Below are 19,160 nucleotides of genomic sequence, written 5' to 3' on the forward strand. Positions count from 1 at the left end.
AGACATGAGCAATCCATCAGAACCGCTCACCGGTATTCAGCTCCATCAACTGATCACCGAGCTGTATCCGATCATGCGCAGCATTACAGGCCCCGGAGTCAGAGAGTCGCTTGTGAAGCTGCAAGCATTGGCACCAATCGATATCCGTGAGGTTGCCAGTGGTACGCCGGTACTCGACTGGACCGTACCCGAGGAATGGCACTTCAGGCGCGCCTGGATAGAAGATCAGAACGGTATACGTCTGGTCGATACCAACAACTCCAATCTGCATGTGGTCAACTTCAGCGTGCCGGTGGACGCAACGCTGACACGGGAGGAACTGCTACCTCATCTTCACACCTTGCCCGACAAGCCGCTCAGCATTCCCTACCGAACCAGCTATTATGCCGAGAACTGGGGTTTCTGTCTCAGTCAGGAAAAGCTGGATGAATTGGGCGATGGGCCATTCACGGTGCGGATCGATGCCGAGCGCAAACCCGGTGTGCTGAATTATGGCGAACTGCTCATCACAGGCAAGAGCGAACAGGAAATACTCGTCAGTACGCACATTTGCCACCCCCAACTGGCCAATGACAATCTTTCCGGCATGGTGCTGTCCGCGGCGCTCGCCCAGTGGCTCGCTTGCCGCGAGCAAGAGCTCTCATGGCGTTTCGTGTTTGTACCCGGCACGATCGGAGCAATAAGCTGGCTCGCCAACAATCGGCAGAATCTCAGCAATATCATCGGTGGCCTCGTCATTACCGGCCTGGGGGATGAAAGCCCGTTCAACTGGAAACAGACGCGCGAGGGATCTCGATGGATGGATCGACTGATGGAGCAGTGCCTCCGGGAAATTCACCCGGACAGGCATCATATTCTATCGTTTTCTCCCTACGGCTACGACGAAAGGCAGTACTGCTCGCCCGGTTTCAATCTGCCGGTGGGTAGACTGTCGCGCAGTGTGCATGGCACCTTCCCCGAATATCACACCAGCAAGGACGATCTGGATTTCGTGACGGCGGCCGGGCTGGAAGAGTCGTTTTCCTTGCTGAGGCGCATTGCCGACTCATGCAACAACGACATCATCTATCAGAATCTCGCCCCCTATGGCGAGCCTCAGCTCGGCCGCCGAGGACTCTATGGTGCGCTGGGTGCCAATACCGATCCGGGAAAGTTGCAGATGAGTCTGTTGTGGCTACTCAATCAGTCTGATGGCGAGACCCCACTTTCCACAATCGCGGCCAGATCAGGTATCAGCATGAAGGAGTTGAATGAAGCCGCTCGGCTATTGCAACAACACCAACTCCTAGCACCACGCAGACATGCCGGAACCTGGCTTAATCCAGTATCCGGGGATGTGGAATCGGCACAATGAATTTACCGCCCCAATCGCGCACATGTGCCAGCTGTGCTGTGATTTCCTGTTGCAGATTCCAGGGCAGGATCAAGACATAGTCCGGCTTCACCTCATCGATATGCTCAGGTGGAAATATCGGTATTCTGGACCCAGGGCAGAATCGCCCATGCTTGTGCAAGCTTCTGTCGCAGGTTGATGACAACAAGTCGGTCTTGATACCGCAATAATTCAGCAGCGTGTTTCCCTTTCCCGGCGCGCCATACCCGATCACTCGCTTTCCCTCTCGCTTCAATTGAATGAGCAAGCTCAGCAACTCATTCTTCACTTCAGCCGCTCTGGCGCCGAAGGCCAGATAAGTGCTCATGTCACGCAATCCGGCGTCTGCCTCCTCCTGAAGTATTTCCGCAACGCTTTCGGTCGCTTCATGTCCCAAGGCCTTGTGCTCGAGAAATACGCGCAGCGAACCGCCAGCCGTTTTCAGTCGCTGCACATCAACGACATGCATATCCACGCTGTCGAACATGCGGCAGATCGTATATAGCGAGTAATAGGAGTAGTGTTCGTGATAGATCGTATCGAATTGACACTGCTCGATCAGTTTCATCAAATGCGGGAATTCGAATGTCGCCGTCCCATCCGCTTTCAACAATGTGGCCACGCCTGCGATGAAGTCATTGATGTAGGGCGTGTGGGCCAGTACATTGTTGCCGATGATCAGATCCGCCTGCTCACCGTTTTCGCACATTGATCGGGCCAGCTCATCGGTAAAGAATTCCACGCGGGTGCTGACCCCGACCTTCTCTGCCGCCGCTGCGACGTTCCCCGCTGGATCGATCCCCAGACAAGGTATGCCCTTGTCGACGTAATTCTTCAGCAGGTAGCCATCGTTGCTGGCTATTTCCACCACTAAACTGTCAGCAGTCAGCCCGAAGCGCGGAATGGACATGTCGACATAACGACTGGCGTGTTCCAGCCAGCTCGTTGAGTACGATGAATAGTAACCATAGTCGTCGTCGAAAATTTCGGTGTTCGAGCAATACTCCCTTGCCTGTACCAGCCAGCATTCGGAGCACACCAATACTTCCAGAGGAAGAAAGACTTCCGGTTGGTCCAGCTCATTCCGACACAGAAAATCCTCGCACAACGGCGACAAGCCCAGATTGACCATCGAGTGTTGCAGCCCGGTACCGCAGAATCGACAGCTCATCGGTTTGCTCACTACCGAATGGTGTACTGCAACATCAAGTTCGGCCGGAGAAACTTTCGGGATGTTACCGGTCAGGTTATTTTCCACGTTCGTGGCAATGGATTTGTTCATGCTGATCTTTCCTTGAAACTACGCGGCACCTTGGCAGCATCGAAGACGCCCGCCAACTTTGCCATGGTTTGAATGTCGTGAAATGAGGGGTAGCTCCCCAAACCTGCAATCAGTTCCGTTTTCGGTAAGCGGACTGACTTGCAGGACCATGCAGGAAGTGCTCGACACCTTCATCCAACGCCCGCCGATAGACTTTGCAGGCGCTCTCCAGCGCAACAGTGGTCTGTTCGATATCCGCAGTTTGATGTGCATAGCAAGTGTAGAAAGTTGGTGCCAGAACCCCTGCGCCACACAGCTCCTGCAGAAACAGGGTTCGCAACGCCTGCGATGGCATCCCGTCTCTATCGGTGGTCGAATACATGAGGTTGCAGTCTCGTCCTGCAATAGTGACGTATTTCTCAACACCCGCCGCCTCTGCGGCCTGTTTGAACCCGACTCTCAGCCGACGCCCCATGTCATAGAGATGCTCGATCACCGGCTCATCACGATAGATACGCATCGTCTCGATAGCCGCTGCCAGAGCCACGCTTTCAGCACCGTGTGTCGTGGAGAGAAGGAAGACACGATCTGCTGTCGTCTGCTTCAAACCACCCAATTCCATCAACTCGCGTTTACCGGCCAATGCTGACAGGGAAAACCCATTGGCCATCGCCTTGCCGAAACAGGACAGATCAGGGGTCACGCCATAGAGTTGCTGCGCGCCGTTCAGATGCACACGAAATCCGGTCAATGTCTCGTCAAAGATCAGCACTGCTCCGTGTTGACTGCACACCCGTCGCACGCCTTCCAGGAAGCCTTCAGCCGGTTCGATCAACCTGCTGGGTTCCATGACCACGCACGCAATATCACAGGGGTAGCTATCGAAGAGCGATTCCAGTGATCCGAGGTCGTTGTAGTCAAAACCGACGGAAAGATTCTTGATGGCTTCGGGAACTCCAGTGTCGACGGCTGTCTTGCCGATGAACCAGTCGTCATACGAATAGAAAGGACTATCGTTACACATGGCAATGCGCGTGCGTCCCGTAGCAGCTCGTGCCAGCTTGACGGCTGCCGTCATGACGCTGGAGCCGTCCTTGGTGAACTTGACCATGTCTGCACCGGGAATCAGCTCAAGCAGCATTTCCGCACACTGCACCTCCAGTTCGTGAGGTCTGTTGAAATTGTTACCCAACTGCAAGGCATCGGTAGCCGCCGCAACAACAGACGGCCAGCAATGGCCCAGAGTCGTCGATCGAAGTCCAAGGGCAAATTCGATGTATTCACGCCCTTCAACATCCCAGACATGACAACCCTGACCTCTGGCAATGAAGGCAGGCGCATTCACCGGGTACTGATCATCGCCTTTCGCGTAGGTATGGCACCCTCCGGGAATCGCCTTGTGGGCACGCAGTTGCAAGTCGCGTGATCTTGCCCGTTCTGATTCGCCGGGTTCGAGCTTGGAGGAAAGGGTGTTTAGGTCAGACACTGCTTTTTCTGTGGTGGACGGGCATGGCGCAAGGGGCAATTTCCGTAAATACGATCACGCTCGAACGCGAGCGGCCAGAACGATATATACCACTGAAATCGATGTCCTGCCGAGGTATTATTACCCCGTTTTCAGGGATTTCTGATGATCCACTATCGAAGAAATCCTGTCTGCAAGCATGTCTGTATCCAGCGACAGATTACCGTAATATCTGTTCATGCTACTCAACACGGAATCATTGTCGAAGACCAGATACTGGTAGTCCATACCCAGATAACAGGCAATGGAGGTATAAAAATAGGTAACGTAGCTTGCCGGAAACAATTCAAGCACACAGGCGTCAGAGCGGCACAACATCAGATTCGTCAGCCCGGCACCGGTCAATCCGACTATCATTTCAGCCTGAGCGAACAAGGCAATCTTGTCGTTGAAGTCGTAGCTTGACATCTCGACGGGCTCGAAGCCGAACTTCTCCAGACAAGCAATGATCTCCTCCTCATTCACGAACTTGCGGCTACCGGCATCACGGCGCGAGATGTAGATCCGTTTCCCTGCGGCCACAGCGCCTTTTGCTGGCAGTAGTGCCTGGCGAAAACCGTCTATCAACCAGCCTGGCGTATTTGACGAGCTGAAACCGCGAGGGGCAGTCGTCACGATCAGCCGCTCGCATCGTACGCATTCGAGGACGTCGATCTCCACGATCTTGTGGCTGGGTATGCCCAACTCCAGAAGGCTTTCTCGCTGAAAACCGTACTTCAATTTAGGGACGAGCACGTGATCGATACTGGTCAGATCGTGGTGACGCAATGCCAGAAAAAGCCTTGCCAGACCATCGATCATCCAGTGTCCGATGTTGCCCGCTGTATTCTCCACATTGCCATACAGCGACAGTGTGGTCCCAGGAACGTACCGATCGATATCCAGGTGCCTGGAAACCGGAACCACTTTGCCGTACTTCGCATACGAAAACTCCGGAACGCGTCGGTCGTGGCGGTCGAATACCGAGACATGAGTGACGCCGTTGCTGCAGAAGGACGCTTCGTGGTAGATCGCACTCTGGTACTGATAAGTTGCCTGCAGGCGCCCATCCGGCAGCTTCTGGTCCTGACGAAAACGAGTGCCCTCTCCCTCGAGCAATGCCTCCGGCATACTGACTTGCGACGTGTAATCCCACTGCTCATGATCGGACCTCACGGCGTATTCGGTCCCGGCTTCGACAACCCCTTCCTCACGAGCGACAGACCGCCGCCCGTCGGCAAGTTTGCGCAGCCCATGAAGAGAGACCAGCCAGCGTTCCTGAATCAGAATCCCGACTTTCGCCCACTTCGCTCTGGAAGTCAGCATTTCCACGACAGCAAAAATCATTGCTTATCCATTGTATTAGTCAGCAACATCAACCGTTGCAAAATCAGTAAGCATCCTTGCCCGAAATGACGTGAGCCACCGTCAGCAGGATAATCTTGATATCGAGCCATGGAGACCAGTTGCGTATGTACTCGAGATCGTACCGAACACGCCCTTCCATCTTCTCAAGCGTATCGGTTTCTCCTCGCCAACCGTTCACCTGGGCCCAACCCGTGATACCCGGCTTGATCTTGTGTCGCATCATGTAACCGTCAATCTTTGACCGGTATTCCTCATTGTGCGAAACCGCATGTGGCCGAGGCCCCACGATGGACATACTGCCCTGCAAGACATTGAGAAACTGAGGCAGTTCATCCAGAGAATGCTTGCGCAAGATGGCTCCAATGCGAGTGACGCGAGCGTCGTTACGCGTGGCCTGTACCACATCGCCGCCGTTCTCCTGCACGCTCATGCTGCGAAATTTCCAGACCTCGATTTCCTTGCCATCGACGCCATAACGATGCTGGCGGAAAAGAACCGCCCCCCGACTTTCGAACTTGACAGCCATGGCAATGATCAACAGAACCGGCGCAAGCACAATGACCGCCAGCAGTGCAACGACCCAGTCGAACAGTCTCTTGAACAGTTCGGCCGACCCGGGCAAACGGATATCGGACACATTGATGACAGCAACATCCGCGATATTCATTGCAGCGCCGGTGACCAACTGCATGCCAAAGGCATCGGGTACGACACATACGTCCACCGAGGAATTTCGCAGACTTGAAATGATCTGCTTGATACAGGACTCCCGAGCCAACGGCAGCGCAATCCATACCTCGGCAACAGGATCCGACGCCTGCCTCTGGGTCTCGACAAAGCCCGACAGCGCTTGCAACACACCGGATGCGTCGATCGGATTCTCCGCGCAGGCATCGATAGGCCCATCAAGACGAAAGACTTTCGCCAGGTCGTAACCAGACCATCCGTTGACACTCAATCGCTCGACCAGGTCATCAGTCCGATTCGCATCGCCGACAACAACAACGGACACACGAGCCGACCCATGCTTCTGACTGACGACCATCAGAATGGCCGAGGCAATCCGCGCTCCGATCAGCCCCAGATAGGACAGAATGGTGGACAGGCCGAACCAGACTCGCGACACATCCTCGGCGACCTTGGTCAGAAACGCCAGCAGCGCAACTGAGGTGATCACCAGAAACCAGCCAACCGTCATCCGGTTCAGCACCGAGTGCAGCAACAGAGTACGGCTCGTCTTGTAGAGTCCCGCTGCCGCGAAGGCGATGTACGCCAGCCCGAGTGCAGCGATGACGATGACGATACGCTGCGGTGAGAATTCCAGTCCGTCCAGATAGAAATAATGACAGACCACGAAACTCAACAGAATGATCAGCAGATCCAGACCACTGAAAGAACGTGCTCGCAGTGACTGTTGATAGCGCCTCAAGGCGTTCATTCAATCTTTTCCCGCTACTTTGATTGACTGGATTGCAACCGGGCTCGCAGACACATGCGAATGAATTGAAGATTGGTAAACAGGTATCTGCGCCACAACCGTCCTGGTTCCTGAATCAACCTGAACAACCATTCCAACCCGTACTTCTGCACCCACATCGGCGCCCTTTTCAACTTTCCGGCGTGGTAGTCAAACGCAGCCCCCACCGCCAGCATGGCCGAGTCGACCTTGCCAACGTGATCGGCAACCCAGTGCTCCTGGCGCGGGCAACCACGTCCCACCAGTACGATATGAGCGCCACTGGCGTTGATTCGTTCAATGTCAGCGGCGTCTTCTTCGGCAGTGGCATCGCGAAAACGATCCTCGTGAACGCCAACTACCGTGACGCCTGGATACGAAGAAGCAATATGGTCCTGAAATCGCTGCAGAGTGTCGGCAGTGCTGCCGTACAAGAAGACATTGAGCCGCTGCTCATTCGCAAGTTTCAGAACTTCAAGCGTCAGCGTCGGCCCCGGAATCTTGAAGTCGATATCCAGATGATGAAACGCATTCAATGCCCAGACCACCGGCTGACCATCGGGAACGATCATTTCAATGCGATTGATCTTTTCTCCCAACACGCTGTCATTGACCGATTCGACCAATCCATGGACCGCCAGGGCAGCAACACCGAAGCTCTGTCTCTGACTCGCCTTTTCCAGGATGACGCGGGCTGCTTCCTTGCAAGGGAGAGCACAATATTCGGGAAGGAAGAGTTTGTAACGCGGAAATTGAGTAGTGATTTTCAAGGCTCTCAAGACAGGACTACATTGCAGACAAGTCATCTTCAGCGAATCAGCACAAGTGCAATGACCGAAATATGACGAAGCCGGTTATGATGTTGTGATGTTCAATGCTGACAACAAACTGTCACATAGCGTCGCTATTTTACAGCCGAATTGACGGCTCCGTTCGTCAATATTACCGAAGTCGCCAACTGGTAAGCAGACCCGCTTTACCGCAACCCATGAAACACGGAACCAGAGCACCCATGCGAACAGCATCCAGCCATCCAGTCCCCAGCATCCTTCTGTCGGTCTTGATCGGTGTCATGGGCAGCAAGGCGGTTCTTGCCGATTCCAGCGAAGAATGGATTCCGGATGCGAACGCCACCCCTGCCAACCCTGACGATCTCACCATCGAACAATGCCTGCAGATGCCTCGGGAAAATCTGGATTTCGGGGTGCTGAATGTGGACAGCATCGAACAATGGTCAGGTCTGGAAGACTGGCAATTCATGACGAATACGGACTACCTGGCACTCGGTCTGGATGAGAACGGTCCGGCGTACCTCAGGCAAAAGCTCGAACCCACTCATAAAGGCTCGATTCATGTCGTCGGCAAAGGTGTACTCGCACCTTCACGTACCTACTCCATCACGCAGTCGGTCTACCTTGAACCGGACTTCGACTGGGGTGGCAAGAATGAAGGAGGCAAACTCGGCTTTGGACTGGGCGGCGGCTCAACTCCAACGGGCGGAAACCTGTATCAGGATGGATTCTCGGCACGATTGATGTGGCGTGGCAACAAGGATGGCACAGCTCGCCTGGCAGTTTACGCCTACAGCTCCGACCGCAACCAGAACCTGCCTTATGGCGATGATTACCCGCTTCAGGATTTTGAAGTACCCGTGGGAGAATGGTTCAAGATCACAATGGAAGTCACCAGCAATTCCTCGACTGGCGCATCCGATGGTGCAGTCAGAGTCTGGGCAAACGATCAACTGAAGCTGTATCGTGACAACATTCACTGGCAGGCAGCCGGCTCGCAACCCGTGGTCGACCACATCATGTTCGCGACGTTTCACGGTGGAAACAGCAGCAGCTGGGCGCCTGATCACACGGTATTCGCACGATTTTCATCGGTGTGCTGGCAGCCAACCGAATACACGCCCCCATTGCTTGACGAACACGGCATGCCGATCGTCGACGGCAACATGCTGGTCCAACATGTCGATGGCCCATCACACCCTTGACAGAACGGGCGGTTGCACCCGATTCACCTTCTCTTCGATTCTGCCACGATCATCAGACATTCGCGACAATAGAGCGCCTCATCGAGTTGGCGGAGACAACACGGCATAATCATCGCAGTGTGGGGCGGATCACGCCCCTGCCTGCCTGACCATGGAAATCAGTAGTATCCTATGTGGACTCGCTGATTCGTGCAGCGCAAGCGATCTCTGCCCAATCCATGAACCAAGATTCGAGAAAAATCTACTCGTTCACTGCGTTTGTCATCGTAGTGACGATGTTGACATGGGCCTTGGGTCTTCTTGATATCAAATATCATCTGGACGGCAGCGTCGCCTTCGAAAGCGGTTTTCCCGGCGATGTCTCTGCATGGCAACGTGCCGGAGACTGGTCGAATATCGATATCGAAGATGATCGAATTTCCGTTACGCGAGAGACCGACAACCGCAGTTTTGCCAAGCGCTCATTCCCTCTACCCGTAGGAGAATATCCGAGCTCCAGCAAACTCCGGATCAGAGGCACACTCGAGACCCTCGGAATCACTGAAACTCCCGCGGATAGCGACGGTCGTGGTGCTGCCTATATGGTATGGCTTCAGGATGCAGACGACGAAGTCAAGCGATATCTGACCATCCAGGATTTGACAGGAGAAAGGGAGCGATACGAGGCCGAAAGAATCGTCAGCATTCCCGATGACGTTGCGGCATTCACTCTGGTTCTCAACTCCCGTGATTCAGGCAACAGCTTCAGTCTGACAAATGCTTCCGTAGATCTCATCAGTATCACACCGATATACAAGGCAGGCATTCTGCTACTCGTCATTGCCTGGCTTGCCATATTCGCAATGGGAGCAATATGGATATACAAACGCGGATCGCGAACGCTGTTCATCACATCCTCGCTGCTGATCACCGGTATCATTGTTGGTGTCATGCTTCCGGAGACTGCTACTGTCGGCGTTGTCGATCCGGCCTTCAAGACGATTTCCCACCTGATTCCCGCATTCGATCTCGAGGCGGCACATTCAACTTACAAGATCGGGCATTTTCTGTTCTTTTTGCTGATATCACTGGTCCTCGGCTGGCATGCCAGGTCCTTGCCTGCAAGTGGGGTTATTCTTGTATTACTACTGTTTCTGCTGGCCATTGCCAGCGAAGGGATGCAACTGCATCTGTTCAATCGCACCACTCGACTCTCTGACCTCGGTATAGACGGCGCTGGAATCTTGCTGGGCTGGTTACTGGCAACGACTGCCGTGCGCATGAGTAGAAACTGACTTCATATGACACAACGTTTGAGAGCCATCCTTCTCCTGATGATGGATTCGCTTGCCCCACGATGAGTCTTCTGCAAAAACTGACTCAGCGAGACCTGCTCAAGCAATACGCCAGTGTCATGGAACAGGTTCTGATGAGCGGGTCGAACATGCTGGCCTCCATTGTCGTGCTCAAGGTCGCTGATGTTGCGCAATTCGGCATTTACAGCTTCATATTTGTCTTGAGCACGCTTGTTGCCGGGATCTTCGGTACGCTACTGCACCGTCAGATGATGCTCGAAATCGCATCGGAGAACGATACCGTGCGACGGCGGGTCTTCCTTGCCACCATGGCTATTGAAATAACCGGCCTGATCGCCTTCATGGGCACCGTAGCTGTCCTGGCCGGCATTCTGCCTTCGGTATCCGACCTTCGCGTTCCCATCGGAATCGTTTTGGCAGGAAGCGCATACATGACCCTGAATATCGTGTTCGATGCCTTCAAGCAATTTGCCTATACCACTGGCAACCAGATCTATTCGTTGCGCTGCACTTTCATTTACGTCTGCATGCAGATCCTGCTTCTCGGCGCCATAGTGCTCTTCTACGACGGAGCTCATGTTGTCGAGGCTGCCTATGCCGCATTGTCCGTCAGCCTCATTATCAGCCTTTCGAGCAATATGCTATGCCTGCGATCCCTCCGAGATGCTCAATGGCAAGGCAGACATTACGTCATACAGGTGCTATCCGGTTTTTTCAAGCAAGGTCGATTCAGCCTGCTCGGCATGGGGATTACCTGGGCGCAGAACCAAAGCATGAACCCCTTTCTCATGCTGATCAGCGGACCGACCGTTGCCGGTTATTTCAGTCTTGGCAGATTACTGATCATGCCGATGGCAGTCGTCAGCCAGGGTCTGGTCAACAGCTCCACGCCGACACTGCGACGCCTGTATCATGAAAGCGGTATCACCAGACTGATGCCTCGCATACATACCTACCTTGTGAAGACAACATTGTTTTCCGCCCTGTACATCAGCACACTCGCATTGGCACACTTCTCTGGACTGCTTCAACGTCATGTCCCGGATTATCAACAGGTACAGTGGTTCCTTCTGGTATGGATCATACTGGCCTCTTGCAGTATTGTGCGCTTCTGGCATGGTCAGTTCTTCGTTGTCTCCATGGAATTTCGTTTTCTGATGCGAGTCAGTATCATCTCCCTGGTCGTCACGGCCACCGGTATGCTGATGTTCGGAGTTGGCTTCAAGTCGATACAGTTGGCTCTTCTTTCAGTCATTGCCGGAGAACTGGTAGCGCTCGTGATCTACAACAGAAAGCAGTCAGCGCTGCTGAAATCACTTCATTGAATCAGATCCCTTCATGAACGACTCTGCCATTTCGATCGGTGTCATCACTCTGCAACAGCGTACTGCCGGACTCACCAAGCTGCTGAAGCATCTGATCCCGATTGCGGAAAATCACCAGGGTGACATCGAGATAGTCATTGTCAACAACAGTGGCCAGTCAGCACACTCGGAAATCTCAGGAACAATTGACGGCAGTGGCATCGCCAGAGTCTGCCCTGTGAATCTTGTCGATTCGCCAGAAAACAATATTGCTGTCGCCAGAAATCTGTTACTGGATCATTCTCGGCACGATCTGCTGGCCTTCCTCGATGACGATGAGTACCCGGTTGTTCAATGGCTGGATAGCCTTCTACATATGATGAATACCTGCGATGCTACCGTTGTCGCTGGTCCGGTTCCCGCTGTCTTCCATGAATCCGCCCCCTCCTGGGTGCACACCGTGGATCTGCACAACACGCGTGGACGTGAAAATGCACAGATTATCGAACATACAGGCACCGGGAACGTTCTGATCAACAAGACTCGTATAGGCGGTTTGCGCTTCGATGAAAGTTTCGGCAAATCCGGTGGATCCGATACCGATTTCTTCATTCGTGTACGCGAGAATGGTGGCTTGATCTACTGGGCCAATGATGCCATCGCTTATGAGGACATTCCGGAAACGCGATCCAGTGCATCCTATCTGATTCACCGCTTCATCAAGCAAGGTGAAAATTATCGACGTATCAGTTCAGAACGAGACAACGCAAGCTCCCCACTGTTGTTCAGCTCGAAGGCCATCGCTGTTGTACTGATATCCATGCCGATTGCCGCGTTGATGGTGTTGACCAAACGCCCGCAGGCCGGCGACTGGGTGAAGCGTGCGTTCTCCAATTATGGAAAATTGCATTCTCCCAAAAAGCAGCTCTACGCCTCTTGAAGACCATTACGACGATCACTGATCAATTCACACAACGCACGAGCTGCAATACTTCTGTGGTGTGACCCAGATATTCAATTAGCGCTCTGACAAACCGATACGTGTGACAGGGAATAGCCACATCACTGAAGAAATGTGGCTTCTGTCAATAAATGATTCGTTAGAAATCATATCGGTAGCACTAATTTGATGAATACTCGCAAACTGTCACATACGATCAGTCTGGTCTGCATGATCATACTGTCCGCCAGCATGATCGGTTGCGGAGCCGGCGAGGAGTATCTGGAGAACATCAATGCAACCGAGGAGGAAGCATCGTCAGAGATCGATAGCGATGTTTCCACCGCTGGCATCAGCATAGACACAAACAGTTCGGTGGATTCCACCGATTCAGCTCTCCCCCCAGACCTTGGCGCTGCAGTAGGCGGCGACCTACCCGGTTTCATCCCACCTGCAGATTCCGGGGACCAGGTCGTTGTCGTTGTCACGAACAACATCGTTGCCGAGGTTCTCCCCGCCCCTCACTCAGGGAGCAGTGACAGAACAGACAATGAGCCCGCCCCCGAGCCGGAACCTGCCCCCGAGCCGGAGCCTGCTCCCGAACCGGAACCTGTTCCCGAGCCAGAGCCTGCCCCCGAACCGGAACCTGCTCCCGAACCAGAGCCAGCTCCCGAACCGGAACCTGCCCCCGAGCCAGAACCTGCCCCCGAGCCAGAACCTGTTCCCGAACCGGAACCTGCTCCCGAACCGGAACCTGCTCCCGAACCTGCTCCCGAACCGGAACCTGCTCCCGAACCGGAACCTGCCCCCGAGCCAGAGCCTGCCCCCGAGCCGGAACCGACTCCGGAGCCAGATTCAGGTGCGACCGAAGACACAGGCCTCAGAATACTGTCGCCTGCCCATGGTTTCGTGGCAGATTCCGCATCGGTATCTTTCTCGTGGTCCGACCCTGACCAACCGGACGCGGTTTACGACTTGCAGATCTTTGCCGACAAGGACCACAAGGTGAAAGTCATGGGAACTGACGGCACTCAATTTGATACGCGAAGTATTGGTACAGCCACCAGCCATACGTTCAGCCATGATCCCTCAGATGGCGGTGATCGCTTCGCTGTGCTCTACCAGTGGCCAGATTCCGAGTACTCCATGGCACACATGAAGACACTGGAGTTTCAGTACAAGGCGTTCGATAACGGTTCAGCGAATGGGGGCGAAACGACAACAGAGACTGAACCAAGCGCAAAGCGGCAGGGCGTGTTCAGTGGCGACATGGGACTCAACGAAGTGCTCGGCAGTGCCGAGTGCATCAACATCACAGATACCAGCAAGAGCTACGGAGAGGTAAGCGCGAATGACTGGCGTAGCTGGCTTAGCAATTACACTTACTCACTGAGACCTGAGTATCTCGACACGGGTATCGATGGAGAGCGCGCATTCTTTCGTCAAAAGCTTATTCCGACAAGCATCGGATCACACCATGTACAAGCAGGAAGCAATCTGAGTTCCGCACGAACTTACCGAATAACGCAGTCACTTTATTTCGAACCCGGCTTCGACTGGGGAGGGAAAAATGAAGGTGGAAAGGTTGGCTTCGGTTTTGGCGGTGGCTCTTCACCCAGCGGTGGTGCACTTCAGACGGACGGATACACCCTCAGACTGATGTGGCGCGGGAACAAGGACGGTACTGCCAAGATGGTTGCTTACTCCTATGCCGCTGACCGAGGTCAACATCTGCCATATGGTGACGACTATCCGTTGGAAGGTTTCGAGATACCCATTGGTGAATGGTTCGATATCACTCTGGAGGTAAAAACCAATTCCAGCATCAATGCCAGAGACGGATCACTCAGAGCCTGGGCAAACGGACAACTGAGTCTGCAGCGTGACAATATAGGCTGGCAAACCTCGGGCAATCAACCCGCTGTACAGAAGCTCGTTTTCACCACGTTTTACGGTGGCAACGATACTTCCTGGTCACCTTCTCATACAACCTATATTCGTTTTGCCGATATCTGCTGGGCCCCCGTACTCAGCGACTCGATGCAAAGTGACCCTTCATCCTCTATTCAGATCCCAGCCGTCTTGCTGGAAGATGCCGTGCAGACAGCTCGTGGTCGCATCATCCAGACAATCAGCGACCTGGAAGTGCTGTTGCCCATAGACAGTGCAGAATCCAACGCTACTCTCTACAATGCCCTTGATGCCATCAATCGGTCATTGGCAACAGACCAATGGTTGACCAATGACAGCGTGAAACTGAACTCCAGGACTGTTGACGAGTTGAGCCAGGCGGTCATCGAACTGGAAATACTGGCAAATGACAGTAATGAAGCCGAACACGTAAGACAGCAATCCGACCGTAATGGAAATCTACTGGTCTATTCCGCCTACTCGCTGACAGAGAATTCTCGCCTGCACGTTGAAGAGAAGCTGAATATGCAGGGCTGTACACCTTACGGCAGCTCGAATTTCTGCTCAGATGCCTTCATGCAACTCGATCAGGCAGACAACTGGCTCAGGTTATCCAACCAGGAAGGTTTGAGCCATCAGGACCAGATCAGCCTGATCAACAGAGCCTGGACCAATGTAACCAAAGGCTCAGGTTCCCTTTGACCAGATTACACATGATCAGCCCCAGCGAAGTTTCTCACCTCTTTTTCTGCGGCCAGAACGAGCGCCACTGAAACGACGGCTTTTGCGCTCCTTGCTGCCCAGACTGAATTGCAAGGAGACGCTGACCGCCGGGCTGTAAGTCAGCATGGTGAAGGAGATCATGTACACCAGCCAAAGCTGACTGTTGGGTCTGAGCAACGAGTATTCACTCATGTTCAACGCCAGCAATATCAACAACGGCAACAACAAGGGAAACGCATTTGCGTCCTTTCGGAATGTACGTAGAAAAACCTGACAGAATCTGACCAGGTTGTAGCCGACCAATGCCAGCAACACGACACCGCCTGCGACAACGGTATCCAGAAAACCATTGTGGTAGTGGTTGAATCGCACGGAAAATGTTCGTTCAGCCATTACCGACTGGTGGGAGTCGAACCCCCAGCCCAACCAGGGTTTCAGATTGATCGCGTCACTTGCAATCGCCCACAATTCTGTTCTGCCGGACAAGGTGGCATCCTTTCCCATACTGCCCGTAATGGATAGATAGAGCTCCGCAGGCGTTGTAAACAACATGCCGTACATGAACACGAAAACGGCAATCAATATCAGAGAACCATTGAGAATCAGACGTATTTTCGGCTGGAAGGCTGCCAGAATTCTCAGCCAGGCCAGTGCAAACAAGACCAGCAGAATGGCAGCCGTCGAGGTGCCGCTGCCTGACAAGGCCGTATTGAAAAACAACAACAGCAATCCCAGAAGCGCCAGGACACGTACCGCTCGGCTGCTATGCGCCGACAATAGAATACTGGCGCCTGCCCACACACCCAGCACCGCCGTGGAACCCAGGGAATTCGGGTTTCCTGCCAAGCCCCCGTACCGCTGAGTCGAGGCGAGAAAGCTCAGGAGGTCGACATCATACAGATTCAGTATGAAAAGACTTGCCAGGTGCAATAGCACCAATGGCCAGAAGACGACGTGAAAGAAGCCGTCATAACGCCCCGGACTTGAATAGGCAGTCGCAAACAATATGGCCGCCAGAAAACCGATGAATATCAGAATACTGTTGGTAACCACCTTGACGGGGTCCATACTGTAGAGGACGCCTACCAGCAAATAGGCAACGATCAATACCAGATGCGGCCACTCCATCAGATAACCGACAATCTTGCGCCAACGGAAAGCGCAAAGGAACAACAGCAGAAGATAGACGTACTGAAGCGTATCAGCCTTCAGAGTCTCCGCCGCATCCCGTCGCGAATCGTTGTACGGTACCGGCAATTCTTCGAAAAACAGACTTCTGGATGCATCGGAAACGTTCGTGAGAATCAGGAAGTCCGTGGCAGTGATACCAAGCAGAAGTAACAGCGGTACTGCGCAGATCCAGGCCGATTCTCGGAGCCAATGCAGAAACGGTTCAATCAGACCTGAGCGTATCCGTCTCAAATAACGGGATAACGCGCTTTTTTTCCGGCTTCCGGTACTTCGTGAGCCTCGAGACCGGGAAGAGCGACGGCCGTGCTCTTCGACTTCCCTGGTGGCGAGATCGCTGTTCATTGTGCTGGTTGAGCGGTATTAATCATGCAGCTCGCAAGATCCACGCATCATGTATTTCCTGAAACGTGGTCTTCAGATCCTTCGTGATATCCCAGGCAGGAAAATGCGAGCGCATCTTGCCAAGATCAGAGATATAACACATGTGATCGCCGCTCCTGTTCTGTTCATCGTAACGATACTTCATCGGCTTGCCCGAAATGGCAGACACCAATTCGAACGCTTCCAGTATCGAGACTGAATTGTTACGTCCACCACCGATGTTGTAAACCTCTGCAACTCGAGGCGCTTCTATGAAAGCATGGACAAACGCAGCAACATCGTGAGAATGGATATTGTCACGAACCTGCTTGCCCTTGTACCCGAATACCGTGTACTCACGCTCTTCGAGATTGCATTGGATGAGATAGCTGAGGAATCCATGCAATTCCACGCCAGAATGATTCGGGCCTGTGAGACACCCTCCCCGCAGACAACAGGTTGGCATGCCGAAATAGCGACCGTATTCCTGCACCATGACATCCGCAGCAACCTTGCTCGCACCAAAAATGGAGTGTTTGCTCTGGTCAATCGTGAACGATTCGGATATGCCATTTGCATATGCCTCATCGGCATAGTCCCAGCGTGTTTCTGTCTCGATGAGCTCAAGGTTGTTGGGGGCATCACCATAGACCTTGTTGGTCGACAGGTGTACGAACGGTATCTCCGTTGAGTATTGACGAACCGCTTCAAGCAGATTCATGGTACCTACGGCATTGACATCAAAATCATCGTAAGGCCGACTGGCAGCCAGATCGTGACTGGGCTGAGCTGCCGTATGAACCACAGCATCCGGTTTGACACTTGCTACCAATGCGCGTAAGGCATCACGATTCCTGATATCGACCGCTTCGCAACGATAGTCGGCAAATTCGGCTTCCATGCGCCGCGTGTTCCACGTGGTGTCACCCTTCGGACCGAAAAAATCGGCACGCATATTGTTGTCCACGCCAATGACTTCCCAACCAAAACGTGAGAACCAGGCAACCACCTCACTGCCGATCAAGCCAGCAGCTCCTGTAACCAACAACTTCTTTTTCATTTATCTGGAAACGACCTCGTGCAGAAGGGCAGCATTGACACCTTCCGAATTCAATCCTCACGTGAACTGGCAGACCGCCTTTCCACAGCTCGGTAACAGAGGAGAATCTTACCGTAGTTGGCAATAGCCATAGTGTCTAAGAAGCCATAACTCATGCGATTTCCTTGATAAACAATGTAAGATCCGAGAACTCAGTAGTTGCACCAAACAGCCTCAGGAAACACCAGCATGCGCGTTGTGTTCGTTCAGAAATTTGTTCCGCACTACCGGTTACCATTTTTCGAGCGGGTGAAAGAGATTCTGGCTGAGCGCAATATCGAATTCGTCCTCCTGTATGCTGACCCTGACCCCTATGAGGCTTCAAAGGTTCGCATGGTGCAGCCAGAATGGGGAATCAACCTGAGAACCCGGCATTTTTCCCTGGCAGGCCGATATCTCTACTGGACAGGTGTCGCCAGACATCTGAAACGAGGCGACTTCGTCGTGGTCGAGCATGCGGCCAAACTGCTGGACAACTACGTGATCTTTGCCGCGCGACAGTTCGGCTACCTCAAAATGGGTTATTTCGGACACGGAGAAAATTTCCAGGCAACTACTGAATACCGATTGTCTGCCTGGTTGAAAAAGGTCATGCTGAATGTCGACCGATGGTTTGCATACACCGAGGTATCCAGAAGCAGTCTGTTGAAACAATCTGTGGATGACAACAGAATCACGGTCGTCAACAACACTCTCGAACAATCAACAAACGCTCATTTGGGCAACAACCCACCATCACCCAATTCCTGTGTATTCGTTGGTGGCATGTATGATCTGAAATTCCTGCCGTTACTACTGGACGCTTCAGACATCGTCGCGTCCAAAGTCAGTGACTTCCAGCTGCATCTGGTCGGCGATGGCCCCGAACGAGCTGCGATGGATGAAGCCGCTCGATCACGCCCCTGGCTACATGTTCACGGCTCCCTGTATGGACTCGATCGAGACAAGATGCTGGCCCAATCGTGCGCCATTCTCATGCCAGGTCTTGTCGGCCTGATAGCCATTGATTCGTTCCAGTTTTCCAGACCGTTGATCACCTCCGATGCAGGAGAGCACAGCCCTGAAATTGCCTATCTGACAAATGGAGAAAACTGTCTGATCGACACTGGCAAGGTTACCGCTGCCAGCTATGCTGACTTGATCATCCACTATCTTGGCGACCCGGAATTGCAACAAAAGCTGATGCAAGGTTGCCGCAACAGTAACGAACTCTACAGCCTCGAGAACATGGCTCGGAATTTCTGCAACGCTCTTTCCTGACACCCTCTGGCAACAGACGTTTCATACGCTTTGCCCATGACCCTGCGCAAAAAAAGCCCGGTACCACCTGATCAGCGGTACCGGGCTTTATTGATGGGCTTGTTGTCCTGAATCAGCGAC

The 19,160-nt window shown here is 53.3% G+C and carries 14 protein-coding genes; 7 read left to right on the forward strand and 7 right to left on the reverse strand.

The features are described from left to right. The first annotated feature begins 4 nt into the window (after positions 1–4). Positions 5–1,354 (forward strand): DUF4910 domain-containing protein, encoded by a 1,350-nt coding sequence (locus ACUNV4_RS17695; protein ID WP_430879918.1) that lies wholly within the window; start codon positions 5–7, stop codon positions 1,352–1,354. On the opposite strand, the gene ACUNV4_RS17700 is transcribed toward ACUNV4_RS17695, so the two are convergent. The 5 genes from ACUNV4_RS17700 to ACUNV4_RS17720 all read right to left on the reverse strand — a co-directional run bounded on the left by ACUNV4_RS17700 (position 1,317) and on the right by ACUNV4_RS17720 (position 7,731). Further along, the gene (locus tag ACUNV4_RS17700) at positions 1,317–2,654 is read right to left on the reverse strand and encodes a methyltransferase domain-containing protein (RefSeq protein ID WP_430879919.1); all 1,338 of its coding nucleotides are present in this window, start codon (positions 2,652–2,654) and stop codon (positions 1,317–1,319) included. The two genes, ACUNV4_RS17695 and ACUNV4_RS17700, sit on opposite strands and share 38 nt — an antisense overlap. A 109-nt stretch (positions 2,655–2,763) precedes the next feature. Then, positions 2,764–4,119, reverse strand: coding sequence for a glutamate-1-semialdehyde 2,1-aminomutase (locus ACUNV4_RS17705; RefSeq protein ID WP_430879920.1), 1,356 nt, complete (start codon positions 4,117–4,119; stop codon positions 2,764–2,766). A 120-nt stretch (positions 4,120–4,239) separates the two neighbouring features. After that, positions 4,240–5,484 (reverse strand): glycosyltransferase family 61 protein, encoded by a 1,245-nt coding sequence (locus ACUNV4_RS17710; RefSeq protein WP_430879921.1) that lies wholly within the window; start codon positions 5,482–5,484, stop codon positions 4,240–4,242. Between the two features lie 43 nt (positions 5,485–5,527). Then, positions 5,528–6,943 carry an undecaprenyl-phosphate glucose phosphotransferase gene (locus tag ACUNV4_RS17715; protein WP_430879922.1) on the reverse strand — a complete coding sequence of 472 codons (1,416 nt, stop codon included), beginning with the start codon at positions 6,941–6,943 and terminating at the stop codon, positions 5,528–5,530. 14 nt (positions 6,944–6,957) lie between these two features. Then, the gene (locus ACUNV4_RS17720) at positions 6,958–7,731 is read right to left on the reverse strand and encodes a WecB/TagA/CpsF family glycosyltransferase (RefSeq protein WP_430879923.1); all 774 of its coding nucleotides are present in this window, start codon (positions 7,729–7,731) and stop codon (positions 6,958–6,960) included. Between the two features lie 242 nt (positions 7,732–7,973). Between ACUNV4_RS17720 and ACUNV4_RS17725 the strand changes: the two genes are divergently transcribed. The 5 genes from ACUNV4_RS17725 to ACUNV4_RS17745 all read left to right on the forward strand — a co-directional run bounded on the left by ACUNV4_RS17725 (position 7,974) and on the right by ACUNV4_RS17745 (position 15,109). After that, positions 7,974–8,957, forward strand: coding sequence for a polysaccharide lyase (locus ACUNV4_RS17725; protein WP_430879924.1), 984 nt, complete (start codon positions 7,974–7,976; stop codon positions 8,955–8,957). A 290-nt stretch (positions 8,958–9,247) separates the two neighbouring features. Beyond that, positions 9,248–10,231, forward strand: coding sequence for a VanZ family protein (locus tag ACUNV4_RS17730; protein WP_430879925.1), 984 nt, complete (start codon positions 9,248–9,250; stop codon positions 10,229–10,231). Positions 10,232–10,293: 62 nt separating this feature from the next. Continuing rightward, a complete protein-coding gene (locus ACUNV4_RS17735; protein WP_430879926.1) occupies positions 10,294–11,577 on the forward strand; it encodes a lipopolysaccharide biosynthesis protein in 1,284 nt (427 codons plus the stop codon). Between the two features lie 13 nt (positions 11,578–11,590). Next, entirely contained in the window at positions 11,591–12,496 is a 906-nt protein-coding gene (locus ACUNV4_RS17740; RefSeq protein WP_430879927.1) for a glycosyltransferase family 2 protein, read from the forward strand. A 189-nt stretch (positions 12,497–12,685) separates the two neighbouring features. Beyond that, positions 12,686–15,109 carry a polysaccharide lyase gene (locus ACUNV4_RS17745; protein WP_430879928.1) on the forward strand — a complete coding sequence of 808 codons (2,424 nt, stop codon included), beginning with the start codon at positions 12,686–12,688 and terminating at the stop codon, positions 15,107–15,109. Positions 15,110–15,124: 15 nt separating this feature from the next. Here ACUNV4_RS17745 and ACUNV4_RS17750 read toward each other — a convergent pair whose 3' ends face one another. Together ACUNV4_RS17750 and ACUNV4_RS17755 are read right to left on the reverse strand one after the other, a co-directional pair. Then, positions 15,125–16,552 (reverse strand): O-antigen ligase family protein, encoded by a 1,428-nt coding sequence (locus ACUNV4_RS17750; RefSeq protein ID WP_430879929.1) that lies wholly within the window; start codon positions 16,550–16,552, stop codon positions 15,125–15,127. Positions 16,553–16,685: 133 nt separating this feature from the next. Next, complete coding sequence (locus ACUNV4_RS17755; protein ID WP_430879930.1) at positions 16,686–17,741, reverse strand: NAD-dependent epimerase/dehydratase family protein; 1,056 nt, start codon at positions 17,739–17,741, stop codon at positions 16,686–16,688. A gap of 228 nt (positions 17,742–17,969) precedes the next feature. On the opposite strand from ACUNV4_RS17755, the gene ACUNV4_RS17760 reads away from it, so the two are divergent. Beyond that, a complete protein-coding gene (locus ACUNV4_RS17760) occupies positions 17,970–19,040 on the forward strand; it encodes a glycosyltransferase family 4 protein (RefSeq protein ID WP_430879931.1) in 1,071 nt (356 codons plus the stop codon). Positions 19,041–19,160: the final 120 nt, after the last annotated feature.

It is taken from the genome of Granulosicoccus sp. 3-233 (assembly GCF_052681095.1).